Source organism: Chitinophaga sp. Cy-1792, from assembly GCF_011752935.1.
Classification (GTDB): domain Bacteria; phylum Bacteroidota; class Bacteroidia; order Chitinophagales; family Chitinophagaceae; genus Chitinophaga.
The window spans coordinates 2594974-2615801 of record NZ_VWWO01000001.1; the positions used below are offsets into that span (position 1 = coordinate 2594974).

Annotated in this window: 16 protein-coding genes and 1 tRNA gene; 8 read left to right on the forward strand and 9 right to left on the reverse strand. The window is 44.3% G+C overall.

The genetic code is table 11. The features are described 5' to 3' along the window. Positions 1-12: 12 nt before the first annotated feature. From F3J22_RS10605 to F3J22_RS10620, 4 genes are all read right to left on the reverse strand, one after another. Positions 13-576: a hypothetical protein gene (locus tag F3J22_RS10605; RefSeq protein ID WP_167016881.1), complete on the reverse strand. Its 564-nt coding sequence runs from the start codon at positions 574-576 to the stop codon at positions 13-15. A gap of 94 nt (positions 577-670) precedes the next feature. Further along, complete coding sequence (locus F3J22_RS10610; RefSeq protein WP_167016883.1) at positions 671-3055, reverse strand: hypothetical protein; 2385 nt, start codon at positions 3053-3055, stop codon at positions 671-673. Then, positions 3052-4245, reverse strand: coding sequence for a hypothetical protein (locus F3J22_RS10615; protein WP_167016885.1), 1194 nt, complete (start codon positions 4243-4245; stop codon positions 3052-3054). Before F3J22_RS10615 ends, F3J22_RS10610 begins: the two co-directional genes overlap by 4 nt. Before the next feature lie 878 nt (positions 4246-5123). Beyond that, positions 5124-5207 (reverse strand) — tRNA-Leu (locus F3J22_RS10620). 162 nt (positions 5208-5369) lie between these two features. Here F3J22_RS10620 and F3J22_RS10625 point away from each other — a divergent pair. From F3J22_RS10625 to F3J22_RS10635, 3 genes are all read left to right on the forward strand, one after another. Next, positions 5370-5924 carry a TetR/AcrR family transcriptional regulator gene (locus F3J22_RS10625; RefSeq protein WP_167016887.1) on the forward strand — a complete coding sequence of 185 codons (555 nt, stop codon included), beginning with the start codon at positions 5370-5372 and terminating at the stop codon, positions 5922-5924. 10 nt (positions 5925-5934) lie between these two features. Next, a complete protein-coding gene (gene fabF / locus F3J22_RS10630; protein WP_167016889.1) occupies positions 5935-7176 on the forward strand; it encodes a beta-ketoacyl-ACP synthase II in 1242 nt (413 codons plus the stop codon). Between the two features lie 154 nt (positions 7177-7330). After that, a complete protein-coding gene (locus F3J22_RS10635; protein ID WP_167016906.1) occupies positions 7331-9700 on the forward strand; it encodes an ABC transporter permease in 2370 nt (789 codons plus the stop codon). 215 nt (positions 9701-9915) lie between these two features. On the opposite strand, the gene F3J22_RS10640 is transcribed toward F3J22_RS10635, so the two are convergent. Continuing rightward, positions 9916-10728 (reverse strand): 2,3,4,5-tetrahydropyridine-2,6-dicarboxylate N-succinyltransferase, encoded by an 813-nt coding sequence (locus F3J22_RS10640; RefSeq protein ID WP_167016908.1) that lies wholly within the window; start codon positions 10726-10728, stop codon positions 9916-9918. 93 nt (positions 10729-10821) lie between these two features. On the opposite strand from F3J22_RS10640, the gene F3J22_RS10645 reads away from it, so the two are divergent. The 5 genes from F3J22_RS10645 to miaA all read left to right on the forward strand — a co-directional run bounded on the left by F3J22_RS10645 (position 10822) and on the right by miaA (position 15649). Next, positions 10822-11955: a glycosyltransferase family 1 protein gene (locus F3J22_RS10645; RefSeq protein WP_167016910.1), complete on the forward strand. Its 1134-nt coding sequence runs from the start codon at positions 10822-10824 to the stop codon at positions 11953-11955. A 9-nt stretch (positions 11956-11964) separates the two neighbouring features. Then, positions 11965-12537 (forward strand): L-threonylcarbamoyladenylate synthase, encoded by a 573-nt coding sequence (locus tag F3J22_RS10650; protein ID WP_167016912.1) that lies wholly within the window; start codon positions 11965-11967, stop codon positions 12535-12537. A gap of 69 nt (positions 12538-12606) precedes the next feature. Then, complete coding sequence (locus tag F3J22_RS10655; protein WP_240155035.1) at positions 12607-14043, forward strand: CCA tRNA nucleotidyltransferase; 1437 nt, start codon at positions 12607-12609, stop codon at positions 14041-14043. A 123-nt stretch (positions 14044-14166) separates the two neighbouring features. Next, complete coding sequence (locus F3J22_RS10660) at positions 14167-14748, forward strand: plasmid pRiA4b ORF-3 family protein (RefSeq protein WP_167016914.1); 582 nt, start codon at positions 14167-14169, stop codon at positions 14746-14748. 1 nt (position 14749) lies between these two features. Further along, positions 14750-15649: a tRNA (adenosine(37)-N6)-dimethylallyltransferase MiaA gene (gene miaA, locus F3J22_RS10665; RefSeq protein WP_167016916.1), complete on the forward strand. Its 900-nt coding sequence runs from the start codon at positions 14750-14752 to the stop codon at positions 15647-15649. A 240-nt stretch (positions 15650-15889) separates the two neighbouring features. On the opposite strand, the gene F3J22_RS10670 is transcribed toward miaA, so the two are convergent. From F3J22_RS10670 to F3J22_RS10685, 4 genes are all read right to left on the reverse strand, one after another. Then, positions 15890-16501: a hypothetical protein gene (locus F3J22_RS10670; protein ID WP_167016918.1), complete on the reverse strand. Its 612-nt coding sequence runs from the start codon at positions 16499-16501 to the stop codon at positions 15890-15892. A 388-nt stretch (positions 16502-16889) separates the two neighbouring features. Then, positions 16890-17477 carry a hypothetical protein gene (locus F3J22_RS10675; RefSeq protein WP_167016920.1) on the reverse strand — a complete coding sequence of 196 codons (588 nt, stop codon included), beginning with the start codon at positions 17475-17477 and terminating at the stop codon, positions 16890-16892. A 263-nt stretch (positions 17478-17740) separates the two neighbouring features. Next, entirely contained in the window at positions 17741-19309 is a 1569-nt protein-coding gene (locus tag F3J22_RS10680; protein WP_167016922.1) for an OmpP1/FadL family transporter, read from the reverse strand. 155 nt (positions 19310-19464) lie between these two features. Next, positions 19465-20553 carry a hypothetical protein gene (locus F3J22_RS10685; RefSeq protein WP_167016924.1) on the reverse strand — a complete coding sequence of 363 codons (1089 nt, stop codon included), beginning with the start codon at positions 20551-20553 and terminating at the stop codon, positions 19465-19467. Positions 20554-20828 lie beyond the last annotated feature (275 nt).

Genomic DNA, 20828 nt, shown 5'->3' on the forward strand with positions numbered 1-20828 from the left:
CGTATTAGTTAGCTAGAAAAGTTTTGGAGGTTTCCCTTTGTTTACAACAACTGTACGAACAAGAGCTTCCCAAGTACCTATTGTTTGTTGCCACTCATGTCCTGCGAAATATCTATCAAAATTATCATCCTGATTATGACGATCTATATCAATTTCAGGCATGTAGTTTCCGATTACACCTTTTTCTAGTAGTCCTTCCGCTACTACTCCTTTTTCTCGAAAAATCAATATTGGCAATCCAATTTGAAAGGCCATAGCTGGTTCAATTTGACAATAAGGACTAGTAAACCATTGTTCATTTAGGTCATAGGCCTTCTCACCAATATCACTGTCGGGTTTACCTTTTCCATTGATTATTAGATTTCTCCTTAACGCTATTGTAATAAGTCCATTGGACTCTAACATTAACCTTCTAATTGCTGTTAGAGGTTCCTGTATGTCATAATCGGTAACGCCTAGAGTTCTGCCTACCATCCCCCTCGATTCCAAGTAAACACTTACCTTGGTTATGAATATCTCTTGCGCTTTGTTATAGGGCTTTGGGTAACTCAGAAAAACTGGAATTTTATAACTCATTAAAATTAGTTTATCACTTAAAACTTGGAATAATTTTACTCTAACTTGGGTATGTCTTAAAAACCATCAACAGGCAGGGATTCTGTCCCTCATGTCACAGTTTCATTTCTATAATAGCTTTGTCAACATCCTTAAATTTTACAGCAATATCCTGCGTTTCTAACACTTTGATCTTTATAAATCCAACTAATCCGTGAAGGATGGAATCATTTTTTTTATAAATCTCTTGACTTTCAAGCAAGGTAATACAGTCTTTTATCACATCTTCAGGTAGCCGAAGTTTTTTAATGCAGATGGCATAGAAAAATTCTGTGACTGCCTCGGCGTGGGCATCTCCGAGATGCAAGATCATATCGCCTAAAATAGCCTGTATTTGCGCTGACATTTCATCTGAAAGATGATATTTTAGTTCTTCTCGAGTCGCCGCACGCAATATACAAGCTTGTATGATCCCGTCATTGTACCGGACAAAGTTTCCAGGTTCAATAAGGTTTCGCACATATTCCGTTTGCGATAAAGTCTTTTTTGATCTCATTTCATTAAGAATAGAATCAATTATGAAGTATACTTCCGATTGTGTTGCATAATCAAAATTTCTCTTTGGGGGGGCAAATGCAAAGCCATTATTAAGCTTTAGTGAATTGCCGGTGAATGATGGAAAAAACAGCGTAGCGTCTAGTCCGAACTTCGTTCCGCACTCATTTAGTTCCTTCTCACGGATTTCGAAGTGTTTTCTTGCTGTGTCAAAGCCATCTTTTCCTTCGGCGAATTCCTGAAACTCCTTTGCAAAGTCTAGTTCAAGATGCCAAGGCGTTTTGATCGCCTCTTGCGTACAATATATGGTTTCGACATTTACAATTTTATGTGTTCCGCGTCCAAACTCCCCTTGGCCAAGATTTAGTTCTAGAAACTCAAGGTGTTCCTTCCCTTCAGTACGCATTAAGAATGTAAAAAACATCCTGCGATATGTCTTTTCGTATTCTCGTAGTGCTCGGCTCAGATAAAGTAAGTTCCCTCCAGTGACGATTGACGAACTCACTACTGCAATTGCTCCCTGATCATCTTTGTTAATTTTACCCAACTCATTTATTGGGAGAATCTTTTCGTCTTCGAACTTGACCCCATTCTCTCTAATTATATCTGCAATTATCTTCGCAAGCATATATGAAGCATTGTCCGGAAGAACTACCATATATTTTAGAGCAGCAGGGATGTTTTGTAGGACAAGCTTCTCCAGCTTTTCAAATATGCCTTTAAACAAGAAAGGATCACTTTTTCTAGCGGGCCATTTCTCAAAGAGCGCATCCAGGTTAATGTAAACCTCATACCTTTTATCATTCGGACTGCTTTCCTTATGAAATGCCCGAATTATACTCTGGTCCCCATTCGAACTGCGATAAAAATCGCCAAAGGACTTCAAAAATGCAGGCTGATCATTAATTGTAATCCTATGCCCCTTGACGTTTGGCTTTTCAAGAAGGAATACGTCCCCCTCTACTTTTATTGGTGTTGAACCATCATGACAAAGTTTGCATTGATCTCCTTTCTTTACATTGTAGCTCACAAATTTGTCTAAGCCTTCCGGATTAGTATTCTTGTCAACTGACAAATCACAAAGAACCTGATCTGCATATTGCTGTTCGACAGAAAGACCGTAGATGACAACAATGTTTTCAAGCGCTATATTTTGCGCTTTATTACTTGTCATCCGTGTTAAGATACTTCCTGAAGTAGACGAGGAGATTAAAAACAAGCTGTTTCTGCTCGCCTTGAACGTGGATTTTTCAAACAGTTCATAGGATCCGAAACTCTCGACATGCACAATGTCCATTGTGACGCCAAGTTCTTTGAGAATTGATATAAATGCGAACGCCAAGGAGTTTATGGAACTGGTGTCGCAATAAATGTTTTTAAAGGTCGTACATTTAAAATGGAGGACAATATTAGCTGCAATAAAAAGTACTTCAGCTCCATTTATGAGGACATTTCCAGTTCTTAAGAATCGGTCACAATGCTTTCCCGACGGGAATACAAAGTGATGAGCACCATTTTGGGAAACTATAAGTCCGCCTCGCTCATTAAATATTTTTACTAATCCACGATTCAACATTTCTCTCAACAATGGACTGTCAGGAACTGTTCCTAAAACGGATTCTATCTTGCCGTTCTTCGTAATACAGCCTACAATAAGGTTGTTGTTTGTATGATCAATGTCGAACTTAGGAATGAAGCCGTGGAGGCTAGAGCCTGCTTCGAACAGTTTTAGAACGTCGTCTCTGTTATAATCAAAACATATAACAAATACCTTGTCTGGCAGAGTATTGTTGAAAAAATATTCTCTTAGTTGAACCTGGATATCTGAAATATCGGACATTAGGCTTTTATAAGGAAAAAAAATAACTAGTACCTTTTGGAGTTTTTTCCCTTGCCCTGGTTCTGCTATTTCTGTTGTGAAACTATAGATAAAACACTTCCTCATTCATGGTTATTTTGGGGTAAGGGGAACGCCATTGTTAAAACAGCTCCTTCGACATTATTCATTGATGTAAATTCAGTCTCGGAATTCGTGCTCCAATCAAATAGTACAATGTCAGAAGCGTTTTCAACTTCAGCATGTGGGTACCTAATCAAATCTCGATATAGTGAACATCGATTAGTCCGGATTTTCAGAAATCCATTTAGCTTAGTAAGGAGTTCAAGAACCGCATTTAGACCAAAGCCTTTATTTTTTCCTTTCCATGTGTCTACGGATGTTGCTCCCTTTTTTAGACATTGCTTTACTACATTGACTTCCTCGTTTATATCAATATCGTTGGCCCAATGTTTTCCTAAAAATCTTTTCACTAACCCCGGACCACTATCATATACTGAAATCTCAAGAAAGAAGCTGTCTTGCTTGTCTGCAGCATTTTCATAATAGTGCTTTAAGCCTTCATGATTGGCATATTCAGTAAATTTTTTTCGATTACTTCTTATAATCTCCATGGACATACCACGGCTATTGGGGGAAAGGGTTACCTGGTTCAAGTAATCATGTCGCGCATGCTCATCAGTATTCTTCAATAACTCCCAAAGAATTTTTTCAATGTCGTCCTCAACTGGAGATATCGCTGAATTGAGCCTTCCTTTATAGATTTTTCCTAAACGCTGGAAGGCACGATAAATGGTATTATCCAATACTGATGGAGCGTCGGCAAATTTCTCGTAGTCAGGATAGAGCCAATGGGAGAGCCCTTTTGACTTTGAGTAATGATCAAAACATGGGATGAAAATCTCGTTGTTAGGTAATTCTTCATCGAAAAACTCAATTTTCCTGTTCATTTCAGAGGTATATGGTCGGAAATTTAGTTTAATCGATTCCCCAGATTCGTTTATGATGTCAACATTTTTCCAAACCGTTAATAGAATGATATATCCGAGAAAAGACTCGGCGAATTCTTTAAGACCTTTTGGGTCATTCTGATCTATTGGAACAACTAATGCTCCTGAACTTCCAGTTCTCATCCATTTAAAAACAATTTGAATGAGTGAAATTTGAATTCCAAAACCTCTATATTCAAACCTTCTTGGTAGCACGAGATTACAACCTTCGGTAAGTCTATCTAGTTCAGTTATCACCTGTTCAATCTCCGCAAATCCTATTCTGCGAGGTATTGCTATAGTATTCATAAATTCCATTTTCCGTATTATGTTCTCCTTGTCCTAATTACTAATTGTTACCTGTTAATCTTGTTACTAATTAGAGTTGTTTCATATTCTCATTCTAAAAACTTATACCATTCAATATTGATTACCAATATGGCAATATTTGATGAATTTACGATTGATTTTAATAAATAGAAAAAAAGACTATCCATTGTCGAAGGTATGAGGTTAAATTAGAGGTAGTTTAATTAAAATTTAATATAAAATATTGAAAATCAACATAGTTTAAAAGAATCAATGCACGGTGAGTGGAATTCTTTTATCTCTATTAATCTCTCGTGTTTACTCATTATTTTAGGGAGTGTTAAGATAACTGTGTAAAGTATATGGTGTAATCGTAGTTGTAACTTACATCGCTCCTAACCAAAGAGATTTATAAATTGTATTAGTATAATGGGCCAGTCTCTTTATGGTTCTTCTGTGTCTGATTTTTCGGCTTCGTATATACGAAGATGCCAGTGGCCGGACGCGGCCAAAGTCGTAATAGTATTACGTTTTATCGCCGGTTGTGTTCTTACGTTTCAGGAAATTCATGCGCCAATGATTTTGAAAGTACAACCATTGGCACTAATAACATGCCGTGTCAGTAAGGATTTGAGCCAATTTTCAAGATCGGGAGAACGCGGAAAAAAGTGAAGGAAAGAATTTTTTAGCAACACAGATGCCGTGTTGACATACTGTCAAAATGCCGGCAGACAGTAGCTTTGGAGAGAAAGGGCGTGTGTCATGTCGTGTGTCAAATTTGTGTCGTGATTGGTGAATAAAAGCGGAAAAAACCGGACAAAAACGACATTGACACAAACAAAAAAGGTTGTAAGTCAAATACTTACAACCTTTTCTAGTGCCCAGAACTGGATTCGAACCAGCACACCCTTGCAGGCGCTGCGACCTGAACACAGTGCGTCTACCAATTTCGCCATCTGGGCAACTGATTTTGTGTTTCAGGGCTGCAAAGATAAGGATTGATTTCATTCTGCCAAATATATTTTTAAAAAATGCTTGAAGACTAACGACATAGACTATACGAATAATATATTTGCTTACTTACTGGTAAGTAAGTATTTTTGCAGCGGATAACTGAGAATACCATGTCGGAAACAAAAGATAAAATAGTAGCGCTGGCAGACAAGCTCGTTCGTACTAAAGGTTTTAATGACTTTAGCTACAAGGATATTGCCGTGCCACTGGATATTAAAAACGCTGCCGTTCACTACCATTTTCCCTCCAAAACAGACCTCGGCGTTACCGTAGTAGATGCAGAAACAAACAGCTTCCACCATAACGCGGAAAAATGGGCAAAGCTCCCCGAAGACCAGCAACTCAAAAATCTTTGTGAGGTCTTTAACAAACATTGTCGCGCCGGCAATGTTTGCCTAATGGGTTCTCTCGCACCAGACTTCTTCACCTTCGAAGAACCCCTGCAGCGAAAAGTGGAACAAATGGCAAAGGATATTCTCGAATGGCTCACGAATTGCCTCGAAAACGGCAGAAAGAAAAAATACTTCAGCTTCAACGGCAGTGCCGAAAACCGCGCCCTGCTGATTATCACTAATCTTCAGTCTGGCCTCCTGCTCTCCAGAGTACTGGGCCCCGATAAATTTACCAGGATCACCCGCCAGCTATTGGACGACATCCTGCCTTAAATCTAATCATATGAAAAGAGTTGTAGTTACCGGTATTGGTGCTATCACACCGCTGGGTAATGAGGTTAAATCCTTTTGGGACAACCTCATCGCCGGAACCAGCAGCGCCGCTACCATTACCCATTTCGACGCCTCCCGATTCAGAACAAAAATCGCCTGCGAATTAAAAAACTATGATTCTACCCAGGCACTGGATAAAGCAGAAATCCGTAAAACCGATCCCTTTACGCAATATGCCCTCTCCGCTGCCGCCGAAGCTGTGACGGATGCCGGCATCGACTTCTCCGCCATGGATCCCTTCGATACTGGTGTTATCTGGGGAAGCGGACAAGGTGGTATGCAAACCTTCGAGGAACAAGTGACGGAATACGTGGAGGGCGACTTCAATCCCCGCTTTTCTCCTTACTTCGTACCGCGACTCATCGCCAATATGGCCTCCGGCATGATCTCCATGCGCTACAAGGTCATGGGTATCAATTATACAACGGTATCTGCCTGCGCTACTTCCAACACGGCCATCATGGATGCGCTGAACTATATCCGCCTGGGCAAAGCCAAAGTGATGATCACCGGCGGCTCTGAAGCACCCATCACGCCAGCCTCCGTAGGCGGATTCTCCGCCATGAAGGCCATGTCCACCCGTAACGATGATCCAAAGGCGGCTTCACGCCCGTTTGATGTCGACCGCGACGGCTTCGTGATGGGAGAGGGCGCTGCTGCCCTCATCCTGGAAGAATATGAACATGCCAAAGCCAGAGGCGCCAAAATATACGCAGAAGTAGCCGGCGCCGCCATGACAGCGGATGCCTACCATATGACTGCTACCCACCCGGAAGGTCTCGGTGCTTTCAAAGCCATGCAGTTCGCGCTCGAGGATGCTAACCTGAACGCGCATCAGGTCGATTACCTCAATGCGCACGCCACTTCCACACCGGTAGGTGACCTTAGTGAAATAAAGGCCATTTCCCGCCTTTTTGGAGAGGATCCCGAGCATTTGCATATAAGTGCTACAAAATCGATGACAGGCCACCTCCTGGGTGCCGCAGGTGCCATAGAGGCCATCGCTTCTATTCTCAGTATAAACAACAATATCATTCCGCCTACCATCAATACCACACACCTCGATCCCGCCATCCCGAATGGTATTCAGATCGTTACAGGAAATGCCCTGGAAAAAACCGTCAACGTAGCTATGAGCAATACTTTCGGTTTTGGTGGACATAACGGAATCGTTATCTTCAGACAGATATAATACCTGTCCATTTCTGAACAGCTGTTGTATTGATAGCGGACAACTATCAATACAACAGATTGTTGTAATTTATTGATATTCAATATTTTAGCTTTCTGGTATTCTTGTTGAATCCCACAGGGTATATCATAATTACCCTAAACAATTCTTTCTTATGCTTACCAACTACCTGAAAGTAGCATGGCGTCATATCCGGCAGAATAAAATGCTGTCGTTCATAAATATTTTCGGATTGGCAACGGGCATGGCATTCGCCCTGCTCATCTACATGTGGGTACTTCACGAAAAAAGCTTTGATAACTTTCACGTTAATAAAGATAAAATCGGCCTGGTAATGCAGCATACGGAGTTCAACCACGAACGCAACTCCCAGCCGGTTACGCAACTGGCACTCTACTATGAACTGAAATCCAACTACCCCGAAGTCGCCTATAACTCCCGCGTATCCTGGTCTTATCCGGAAAGCATCATGGCCGGCGATAAGAAAATTATCAAAAACGGTATGTATGCTGATCCGGATTTTCTGAAGATGTTTTCCTTCCCCCTGGAAAAAGGAGATACCCGGACCGCCCTCCAGGACCCCAACAGCATCCTGGTAACAGCATCCATGGCTAAAGCGCTCTTCGGCAACGAAGATCCCATCGGTAAAACAGTGAAGCTGAACGGTAAATACGATATGCTGATTGCTGGCATCCTGAAAGATATTCCTGAAAATTCTACCTATAACTTTGACTTCCTGGGCGCATACGAATTCCAGATACAGATAGATCCGTTCAAAGCAAGAAACAGAAGTAACTGGGGTAACAACTTTCTTATGAATGTTGTCCAGGTAAAAGATAATTCTTCCCTGGATGCGCTCGCAAAAAAGATCGCCTACCTGCCTTCTCAGCGAGATGCTACTATTAAAAACCGCCTCCTGACCATACAATCACTGCCAACACTACACCTATACGATAATTACAAAAACTGGCAGCTGGAAGGCGGAAGAATCTCCTACGTAAGATTATTTACCATCATAGGACTGTTCGTTCTGCTGGTGGCTTGCATGAATTTCATGAACCTCACCACTGCCAGGTCGGCGAAAAGAGCCAGGGAAGTAGGGGTGCGTAAAGCCGCCGGCTCCTCCCGCCGCCAGCTGATGGTGCAATTCCTGTCTGAATCAATGCTGACGGCAGTGATCGCATTTTTCTTCGCGCTGATACTCATGGTATTACTCTTCCCGCTACTCTCCAATGTTGGCTTTGACCACATTCATATGAACAGTGTCAATATCAAACTGATACTGATCATGCTGGGAGTTTGTCTGGGCACAGGTTTTATCGCAGGCATCTATCCTGCGGTCTACCTGTCTTCCTTCAAACCACTGGATGTACTCAAAGGCACCATGAAGCTGACGGCGGCCTCCGGCTGGTTCCGCCGCACGCTGGTAATTTCACAGTTCGCCATCTCTGCTGCACTGATCATCTGCACGGTAATTGTTTATCAGCAAATAAAACACGGGCAGACCAGAGAAGTAGGCTATGACCCCAATAACCTGATCAATGTAACGGCCACCGAAGAGCTGAATAAGAACTATACGGCCCTGCGCCAGGATTTAATGAATACTGGCAAATTTGAAGCGGTGGCGCATGCCTCACAGCCCATGACGGCCATTTACAATATCTGGAGCGACTTTGACTGGGCTGGCAAAGACCCGAATGTGGATATCGCCATCGGTGCTATTATGTCCGACTTCGACTTTGATAAAACCGTAGGACTGAAGTTCAGACAGGGACGCGGGTTCTCTGCTCAGTTTGCGACCGACTCCAACAGTATTATTATCAACGAGGCCGCCAGGAAAGTAATGGGTTTTAAAGATCCCCTGGACAAAATTGTAAGATGGAATGGTAAAGAATTACATGTGATAGGGGTGGTGGATAATGTGCTGCTGACAGATCCGTTCAGCCAGGTGGAACCGCTGATAGTCCTGTATACAAAGGATGCCTATAACTCCGTATTCCTGCGCCCCAAAGCTAATGCGGACATGAAAGCTGTGCTGGCAGCAGCTACACCGATTTTTGAAAAATATAATCCTACCGTACCTTTTTCCTATTCCTTTACCAGCACTGAATTTGCAAAGAAATTTGAAATGGAACAACAGGTTGCGAAAATTGCGTCCCTGTTTGCTGCGCTGGCTATCCTGATCTCCTGCCTTGGCTTATTTGGCCTGGCTATGTTTATGGCAGAAAGAAGAACCAGGGAGATCGGCATACGGAAAGTATTGGGCGCCACCACCACGCAGCTCTGGATACTTATGTCGAAAGAGTTTATCTGGCTGGTACTCCTGGCTTGCATCATCGCCAGTCCGTTTGCCTGGTACCTGATGAAAAACTGGCTGCAACATTACGACTACCGTATCACCATCAATGCCTGGGTATTCCTGGCAACCGCGCTGGTAGCCATGTTCATTGCGCTGGCAACAGTAAGTACACAATCGGTACGCGCTGCTTTAATTAATCCTGCAAAAAGCTTAAAAGCAGAGTAATGAAATTTATGTTAAGCGAAGTGCCCCCGCTCTCTACCTGGTAGAGACGGAACAAAACAGAGAATGTCTTAATGCTAATTATCGGCTGAAAGCCCCCGCGCGCAGCGCGGACCCCCCCAACCGATACCGAAGGTGTCGGTTGCAAAAATATCAGTAAACTAAAAAAGCCATCGAAAGATGGCTTTTTTAGTTATAAAGTAAGATGATCTGAAAGATTACACCGCTACGTTAAATTCGCGCAGGGTATCATTCAGAGAAGTTTTCAGGTCGGTAGATGCTTTACGCTGACCAATGATCAGTGCGCAGGAAACCTGGTATTCACCTGCAGGGAATTTCTTGGTATAAGTACCTGGAATTACCACGCTGCGGGCTGGTACACGGCCTTTGTATTCGATAGGCTCAGGACCACTAACATCAATGATTTTGGTAGATTGGGTCAATACTACGTTTGCACCCAGTACTGCTTCTTTCTCTACTCTTACACCTTCTACTACGATGCAACGGCTACCAACGAAAACACCGTCTTCGATGACTACCGGACTAGCCTGCAGTGGCTCCAGTACGCCGCCGATACCAACACCGCCGCTCAGGTGAACGTGCTTGCCGATCTGCGCGCAGGAACCTACGGTGGCCCAGGTGTCAACCATAGTTCCCTCGTCTACGTAAGCACCAATGTTTACGTATGAAGGCATCAGGATACAACCTTTTGCAATGTAAGCACCATAACGTGCCACTGCATGAGGTACCACGCGAACGCCCAGGTCCTTATAGTTGGTCTTCAATTTCATTTTGTCATAAAACTCAAAAGGAGCGAGTTCCATCGTTTCCATTGGCTGAATGGAGAAATACATCAGGATGGCCTGCTTTACCCACTCATTCACTTGCCAGCCGTCAGCGGTAGGCTCAGCAACTCTCAGATGACCCTTGTCAACCGCTTCTATAACCGTTTTGACTGCATCTGAATACACTGTTTCCTGTAACAGACTACGATCTGCCCAGGCAGCCAGTATTTGTTGTTGTAAATCCATCTTCTAATTTTTTTGCAAACATAATGCGATTTTTTGTTTCATGCAATTGTTGCCATAGGCAGAACAGTTAATCGAATTCACTATTTTGCAGCCATGAAAATCGGATTCGACGCCAAACGCGCCTTTCAAAACAATACCGGTCTGGGAAACTATAGCCGAAGCCTGATAGATGCTTTGGCCGCTGGTTATCCCGAAAATGATTACTATCTGTTCGCACCAAGGGAAACCACTATGTACAACTGGAAAAAACATCCTGATATGCACCTGGTTACCCCTCAGAAAAAATGGCACCAATGGTTCAAATCTGCCTGGAGAACGAAATACCTGATCCCTGACCTCCAGGAAAAGAATATCGCACTATACCACGGCCTTAGCCACGAAATACCCTTCGGTATCCATAAAAGCGGGGTGAAATCAGTGGTGACCATGCACGACCTGATCTTTGAACGCTACCCGCAGCAATATAATCCGATCGATGTCCTGACCTACCGCCGTAAAGCCCGCTACGCCTGTCAGTACGCGGATAAGGTGGTCGCCATCAGCATCCAGACAAAAGAAGATCTCATTACTTATTATAATACGCCTGCAGAAAAAATAGAAGTGGTTTACCAGAGCTGTGACCCGGCATTTGCCACCATCCACCCGAAAACGGTGGTGGAGGCCTTCCGCCATAAGTACCAGTTGCCGGAAAAATACTTCCTCTATGTAGGGTCTTTAATAGAACGCAAAAATCTGCTGGGTATCGTAACGGCGATGCATACACTCAGTGCGGCCGAACGCCTGCCACTGGTAGTGCTGGGAAGCGGCAGCAGCTATAAGAAAAAGGTGAAAGCCTGGCTGGAAGCCAATAAAATGTCCAATGACGTGATTTTTCTTAACGAAAAAGCCCGCCTGGACAATGAGGAGCTTCCCCTGTTGTACCAGGGAGCCGTGGCACTTGTATACCCTTCGCTATTCGAAGGCTTCGGCATTCCCATCCTGGAAGCCCTCTGGAGCGGAACGCCTGCGATTACCTCCGAAGGCTCCTGCTTTGGCGAAACCGCTGGTGATGCCGCCATCTATATAGATCCGCTCAAACCGGCTACCATAGCAGATGCTATGCTGAAAATCCAGCAAAAACCCGGACTCGCGGAAACCCTCCGCAATAAAGGGTTTATCCACGCACAGCGTTTTACGCCGGAAAAATGTGCTGCTGCAATGATGAATGTCTATAACCAGTTAAAATAATTTGTGAAGATGGAGATTTTTGAAGATGATATCACCGCCGCCTTGCCGGTATTACGCACAGGCGGACTTATCCTTTACCCTACAGATACCATCTGGGGCATCGGCTGCGATGCCACCGATGAGACGGCAGTTAAAAAGGTGTATGAGCTGAAACAACGGGAAGAAAGCAAAAGTCTGGTAATTTTATTGGCAGATGTCCGCGATTTGCTCCATTTTGTTGCCAACCCGCGCCCCGACATCGCCGACGTGATCGCCGGTTTCGACCGCCCCACTACTGTCATCTATGAAGGCGCCCTGGGCCTGGCCCCCAATGTTATCAATACCGACGGCAGTATCGCCATCCGTATCGTAAAAGATCCGTTCTGCCGCCACCTGATCAAAAGATTACGTAAACCACTGGTCTCCACCTCCGCCAATATCAGCGGACAGCCATCACCAGCCGCTTTTCAGGAGGTAGACCCGGCCATCGTCAACGGGGTAGACTATGTCGTGAAATACCGGCAGTCTGAGGCCGCCGCTGCCAGGGCTTCCAGGATAATTAAGATCCATAAAGACGGTTCTATCTCTATTATTCGCGACTAAAGGCGTTTATTTCTTACATTTGCGCCCTGGTTTTCGCGAACGGACCAACCCTAACTGGATAATTTTAATATGATAAGCAACAAGCCGATGGATATTCCCTGCTCACTGCAGGAAAGAAAAGTACTGGAAAAGATAGCACTGGCAGCCAAGGACTTAGGCGTGCCGGCCTATCTGATTGGAGGCTTTGTGCGCGATAAATTGCTGAACAGAAGAACGAAGGATATGGATGTGGTGTGCGTCGGCGATGGTATCGCACTAGCACACAAAGTAGCCCAATACCTTGGCCCCGATATCCCTGTCAATTTCTTTAAAACCTATGGTACCGCCCAGGTTAAATGGCACGACTTCGAAATAGAAATGGTCGGCGCCAGAAAAGAAAGCTACCACCGCGACTCCCGAAATCCGGAAGTAACCGCAGGAACCCTCCAGGATGATCAGAACCGCCGCGATTTCACCATCAACGCACTGGCTATCAGTCTCCGGGAAGAAGACTATGGCTCCCTGCTCGACCCATTCAATGGCCTGGAAGACCTCGACGCCAAAATAATCCGTACCCCGCTGGAACCTGCACAGACTTTCAGCGACGACCCGCTGCGGATGATGCGCGCCGTAAGGTTCGCCTCCCAGCTGCAATTTACCATTGTCCCGGAAGCTTTTACTGCCATCCAGGAAAATGCAGAACGGATAAAAATTATCTCCCAGGAAAGAATTACGGACGAATTCAATAAAATCCTCCTGTCTCCAAAACCTTCCATAGGCCTCGACCTGCTGTATAAATCAGGACTGCTGAAAATTATTTTCCCGCAGATGATAGACCTGGTAGGCGTAGAGATGTATGAAGGAAAAGGACATAAGGATAATTTCTACCATACATTACAGGTGGTCGATAATATCGCAGAACATACCAAAGACCTCTGGCTCCGTTGGGCTGCACTGCTGCATGATATCGGCAAACCAGCCACCAAAAAGTTTGAACCCGGCCACGGCTGGACGTTCCACGGCCACGATGCCGTTGGTGGCAAAATGGTAACCCGCATCTTTACCCGGTTCAAACTCCCCCTGGGAGATAAAATGAAACAGGTCAGAAAACTGGTAGAACTGCATCTGAGACCCATCAGCCTCACCAAAGAAAATATAACTGACTCGGCTATCCGAAGATTGTTATTCGATGCCGGTGAAGATATCGACGGCCTGATGCTCCTCTGTGATGCCGATATCACCTCCAAAAACAAAGCGAAAGTAAAGCGCTACCTGGAGAATTTCGAACTGGTACGGGCCAGAATGAAGGAAGTGGAAGAAACGGACCGTATCAGAAACTGGCAGCCCCCGGTAACAGGTGAAATGATTATGGAAACATTCAACCTGACACCAAGCCGCGTGGTAGGAGATCTGAAAACGGCCATCAGAGAAGCTATTCTCGACGGCGTAATCCCAAATACCTACGATGCAGCCTATAACTTCATGCTCGAAAAAGCAAAGGAATACAACCTGACCCCTGTAAAATAAAATTGGTATTTTTACAATATTGGCACTGTTGTTTCAGGAAGTGATATTAACTTAACAACAATACTCTGCAACGAGTGTTAAATCTTTATATATTTATCTAACTAACTAATAACCTAATTTGTCATGCCGGTTTTGAAATTCAGAGTCTACTGGGAAGAAGACGAAAGCGTTTACAGAGATATAGTTATTAAGCCTGATCAGATGTTCCTGCAGTTTCACCAGGCAATCCTGCAAGCGTTCGAATTTGACACCAAACATAAAGCAACATTCTTCCGTAGCAACGATAACTGGCAACGTGGCAGAGAAATTATCCTCGAAAAGGATAATGCCCCACGCAAAGTTGAACCACTGCTAATGGCGGAAGTTCCCATCGGCGCCGCCGTGAAAGATCCTAACCAGAAATTTATCTACGTATACGATTTCGCTAAAAACTGGACTTTCCTCGTGGAACTGATCGGTGTTTCCAAGGAAGAAAATATTAAGCTTTCTTACCCTGCCTGCGTTCGCAAAGAAGGCCTGGCACCTAGTCAATATGGTACCAAAGGCCTCGTTGGCGACAAACTCGTCGAAATGGAAGAAAAATATGACCTCAATAAAGAGGGCATGGACGAGGAAGGTTTTGGTGAAGAAGGCGAAGAAAGCGAAGGTGAAGATTCCGGCGACCAGGCGGAGGAAATGGGCGAAGCGGATGACCTGATGTTCTAATATGCAAAAAACTGTTATCGTAATTGCAGGACCCACTGCATCGGGAAAAACGGCCATGGCTATACGAATGGCAAAACTGTTTAATACCTCCGTTATCTCGGCGGACTCCAGGCAATGTTATAAAGAAATAAGCATAGGCACTGCAAAGCCATCTCCTGAAGAGCTGGCAGCAGTGCCTCACTATTTTATTGACTCCCACAGCATCCGCGAAGAAGTCAATGCAGGCCTCTACGAAAAACTGGCCCTGCAATACACCAGCGATATCTTCCGGCACAACGACGTAGCCATCATGTGCGGCGGCACCGGTTTGTATATCAAAGCCTTCGCGGAAGGTATTGACGATATGCCGGAAATACCACCGGCCACCCGCCAGTCCATCATGGAACAGTTCGCGGAAAAAGGCCTGCCATGGCTCCAGGAAGAACTCAGCAACAGAGATCCCGCATTCTATGCCACCGCCGAAATACAAAACCCGGCAAGGCTCATGCGCGCACTGGAAGTACTCGAAGCTACCGGCAAATCCATTACGGAATTCCGTACCGCTGTTAAAAGACAGCGCGACTTCCGCATCATCAAAACAGCCATCACCCTGCCCAAAGAACTGCTCCACGCCAATATCAATAAAAGGGTGGACCTGATGGAACAAGCCGGCCTGGAGGAAGAAGTGAAGTCTGTAATGCCTTACCGCAACCATAACGCACTGCGTACCGTAGGATACACCGAAATCTTCAGCTACCTGAATGGCAACTGCTCACTCCAGCAGGCATTGGAGGATGTTAAAGTGCATACAAGGCAATACGCCAAACGCCAGCTGACCTGGTTCCGGAAGGATAAGGATTACCAATGGTTCGATGCCAGAGAAGGAGAAGAAATGGAAAAATGGATCCAAACCCAGCTGTAATCTACGTCAATATACTATACAAACTACCTCCAAAATAAAGAGGATGTCTCAAAAGTAAATATCGGGCGAAAGCCCCCCGCGCGCAGCGCGGAACCCGACCAACCGATACCGGAGGTATCGGTTGCAAATCCAACTTTGGGTAAAATATACCTTGGTCAGATCACATGCCAGGCATTATTGATATTACTTTTGAAACACCCTCTTTTAGGGATTAATCGAGCCGCAATTCCATCAATCTATTTAATGCAATAATGTATTAAAGTAGCTCACGCTTCCAACAGGGGTAACCTCATAAATGGCAGATTTACCATTCCTGGACATTTCAATATAATAGTTGTCTATATCATCATACTGACTACGATCACGAACCGTCTTGTTATTATACCGGGTCATATCGTGGTAATAGATGACTTTTCCTTTAGTGTATTCGCCCATCTTGTCATTAATATAATCCTGTGCTTTTGGTGGAAGATCACTGAAGGTTTTGTTGTACACTACGCCTACTAATTTTGAGTCTGTGTCATAAAAGGCGCATGCACTAACGCTGTCGTTTTCGAAAAATACCTTATCGAAGTAAGGCATACGCTCCCATTTAGCTACGTTGATGTCTCCAAAATCAGAATAGAACTGGTTCTGCGTTTGCGCACTTACTATCTTTCTCAATTCTTTTCTTTCTGCTTTTTTATCGGCACGCGACATGGCTTTTGAGGAAACAGCAGGAGCGGCCGGGGTAGCGGATGAGATGGCAGATGGAGTATTAAATGCCACACTTGCTGGATCAGTGTTACTTTGAGCAACAGCAGTGTGCACGAATAGCACCCCTGCTATCACAGGAAAAAATAGCTTTTTCATAATAAATCGGATTTTCGATACTTCGGTTAATTAGAAATTCGGATAGTTTAAAAAAATCGGATAGTTAAAACTGTTCGTGAATACGGTTAACAAATAATGCATAATAGATCGCGATGATGAGTCTGTAAGTCTTAAATCGGGGCTATCGGCGCTTTAGAATTGCGGGTCAACAGATCTTTCGATTAATCTGGATTTTCATTTAATGATATTGCAGAAGGTATAACAGCTGTTGTTTCCGTATTGTTCCGGCATTTTTGTTAAAAAATTGCCAACTATGCCAGCTGTACTGCTTGCATACTTCATTCTTTTTCGTTTAAAAGCTAACATAGTAGCGGGTTTACAAAGGGGCTGAACAACAAACAGGTTAGCTGCTCAGCCCAATATTTTTTTATTCAATTACACTGAAGAAAGTAACGTTTCCCAAAGGTGTCACTTCATAAACATTCGTTTTACCACCTTTTTCCATTTCGATGAAGTAGTTATCTGCATCATCAAACTGCGTACGGTAAAGGATCATGTCTGTGTCGTTCAGCTCATTATCTTTATAATAAATGACCTTCCCCTTAGTGAAGTCTGTCATCTTTGTATCAATATATTTCTGTGCCTTTTCAGGCAGATCCGCGAAGGTTTTGTCGTATACGGTACCTACAAGGTTATGATCGGCATCATAATAGGCAATGGCGTTCGCATTGTCTTTGGTAAAGTAAACCAGGTCCAGGTATGGGTCACGCTGCCATTTGGAGACAGCCACCTGGCCGAAGTCTTCATAAAACTGGTCCTGCGTTTCCTTACTGACTTCCGTTCCTTCCAGTTTCTTCATTTCTTTCTTCTGTTCTTTTTTCTCCGGCTTCTCTTCTTTCTTTAAGGCCTTCTCTTCCTTCCTGATGTCTTTCTTAGACTGCGTAACTGTAGTCTGCGCAGTAGCGGTATGGATCAATAGTATACCAGCTAAAGCAAGAAAAATTTGTTTTGTCATAATGCTTTGATTTTTCTGATGAATAATCTGGTAAGTAGTACTGTGAGATAAGTGATGATTTATTTTGAGATAAATATAACTATGCTAATAAGTACAAGGGGCTGTTGTCGCGTTAGCTGATCTTTTGGAGGTTAATCTTACTACTGTAACAGCTATGGAAATTACTTTGTTGTAGCAGCTTTGTTAAAGGTTTTAGGTAGATAAAAAAAGCGGAGACAACCACCCAGGGTTGCCTCCGCTTTCGGCTATTTTAATTAGTTAGATTAGAATTTGAAGCCGACAGTAGCCATGATATTGCTTCTGGTATAATCCAGCAAGGCAGCCGGAGGATACAGGTCAGCGATTTCAGTAGTATACAGTTGGTAGTAGTCTTTCGCCTGTGTATAGCTGTAGGTGACATCTACATAAATACCCTTGGTACGTACACCTAAACCGCCACTGTATGTTTTGCGGCCGGCTTTGATATTCATATTGTAGGAATCACTGGAGTATGGGCTGCCGGTTTCTGCATAACCTAATCTCAGTGCATAAAGCGACAGAAATTTAAGTTCACCACCAACTCTGAAGTTGGATGCACTGGTAAACAGCTGTTTGATGCCTGCATTGGCAGCATCCTGTGCATCTTTATAGTCAGGGTAATTGTATTTAGAAGACTTGTGGTTCACATATTCGTAGTCTGCCGCCAGGAAACCGGTTACGCTCTTCGGATCTTTCAGGTTACCGAAGAAGTAGGATGCACCAACGCCTGCGCGTAAAGGAGCCATTACACTGTAGCTGAAATCTTTCAAATAGCCGCTGGCCGCTGCACTGCCGGATTGTACACCATTCCAGTTTTCTGTATTGGTAGTCAGGTCGCCGCTCTGTTTCACGTTCATATTATACCAGGTAGGCAGGTGGAAAGAACCTCCCAGACGGAAACGATCAGCTACTTTATAAATGATACCCAGGCTACCGCTGATACCCACACCTGTCATGGTGGTATATTGGTTGTAATCCAGGTAACCGAATTTATTGGATTTGGCAGCAGGGTCGTTATCAATTTCAGATACCGACATGGTTTCTTTATAATTTACACTAGGGAAATCAATACTTCCCCCGATGTACAGGCGATCGCCGTAATTGGCGCCCATGGCAAAGTTATAGTCGTTAATACCGCCGGTGGTTTTGATATTTGCGTACTGATAAATGGCGGTTAGTGGATTAGGCGTCTGGATCTGCCTTGCAGGTGATGCCTGTGAAATCAGATCTGTCTGGCCCTTTGAATTGGTGAACTGGCTGATCAGTTTCTGGTCCCATGCGAGGGCTGCCCCGATAGAAGAAGCATATTGTGGGTCCATACCTGCGGCCCACATATCATCGATCCAGTTTTCCGTGATGGAAGTAGTGCTGGTTACACCACCGATATTTACCTGGTTGTTGAAGTTTGCCAGGCGGTTCATACCTATTGCATAGCTGAAGTTATTCCAGGTATCCCTACTGTTGTTCCTATTGTTGGCGAAAACAATCCCGAAATTAGGGAGCTGGAAATTTGTTCTGCTGCCTTTGGTATCCTGTGGGTCAGCATAGGGGAGATAGCTGGTTTTATTGCCGGTAATGCCTACACCGGCAGAGATCAGAAATTCTCCTGTCTTAAAAAAGCCGATACCTGCAGGATTTGAATATGCGGAGGAATAATCACCACCCAAACCTATTGAAACGCCTCCTAATGCCTGTGTCCTGGCTGTTCCGACCGGGTCCAGATTGGAGAGCAGCAGGGCTCCGGAAGGAGTCTGTGCCATGGCGGAAACAGATAAAAACAACCCTCCCAAAAGAGGATAGATACTCTTAATCATATGCTAGATCTTAAATAAATGCGATTTGCTGAGGAATAAATGATTGCTTAACCTTTTGCTATCAGTTGTTGGCTATAAACGTGTCTTATAGTTCTCTTCGAATGTGGGTATAAAAAATAAGCGTAGTTTTTCAGGCTACGCTTATTTCAGTATAATTAACGACCACCTCTGGAAGGGCGGGAATAACCACCACCGCCACCGCCGCCGCTGTTCACTCTTCCGCCGCCGCCACCGCCGCTAGGTGCGCTGTAGCTAGGCTGAGAATAGGAAGGCTGACTTTGTGGTCTGCTGTATTCTGTTCTGGAAGGACGGCTGTAACCGCTGTTATTGCCGCTGTTGCTGTTGCTGTTCTGGTATACAGGTCTTTCACTGCCAGACTGCTGGAATACCCTGCGTGGTCTGTCGGTGGATGGTGCTGTGTAACTGCCATTGCTGGTACCGTTGCTGGTATTGGATGGCTGATAGTTAACCCTGCTTGGGCGGGAATAACCACTACCATTGCCTGTATTGGAATATACTGGCTGATAACCACCTCTGGATGGACGAGGTACACCACCTGAACCGTCAGGACGGTTGAAGTTATTCACCCTGTTTACCGGTACATAGTTGGAACGGCTGTAATAAGCACCGTGGCCATAGTAACCGCCGCCGCCATAATAACCGTGACCATAATATGGATAACCATAGCCGTAGCCATAGTAAGGGTAGTAGGAGTAATAAGGCCAGCCACCGCCATAGTACCATGGGTTATAGTAACCACCCATGCCCCAGCCGAAGCCCAGACTTAAACTGGAACCCCAGTATGGACTATAGCCATAACCGAAGCTGGAATAAGGATAGCCGTAGCCCATGCCATAACCACCGTATCCGTAGCCCATAGACATGCTGTAGCTCATATTGCTGCCGGCAACATACCCGGCATTGTAGCCGTCCATGTAATTACCGGAGTAACTGCTGCCACCACCACCGAAGCGGTCCAGGCGGCGTTCGTAATCTCCCTGCTCGTCACTGTAGGTTACATAGGTACCACCGTCGTCTTCTGATGCAGGCACAGCAGAAAAAGTATTATCGTCCTGGCGGGTATTGCCATTGGATGGGTTATTGGTAGCGTAGCCTTGTGTCTGCTGACGCTGCCTCGGTGAGTAGTACACATCATCCGGGGTAGACGCCGTTTTATAGGCGCTGGAACATGCCCCCAGGGCAAGGATTCCGGCCAGCATGATAGAATATGATATAGGCTTCATTTGAAATATAATTTAAGCGTGATCTGTACGTAAATCTACTCTATTTTAACGGAATTTATCGACGTAAAGTTACAATTTGCCGACATCCCTCTTTTATTTTGGTGCAAATATTTGTCTCTTTATGATTTTCACGTAGGTTTGTAGCATTTTCTTTTTGAATATTATCCAAAAATTAAGCCAATTTATTATTTGTTTTTCCTGATATAAACAATTTTTATAGCTCGATAAATTAATAATCTTTTAGCTAAGCAACAAGCATATATAAATTATATTAT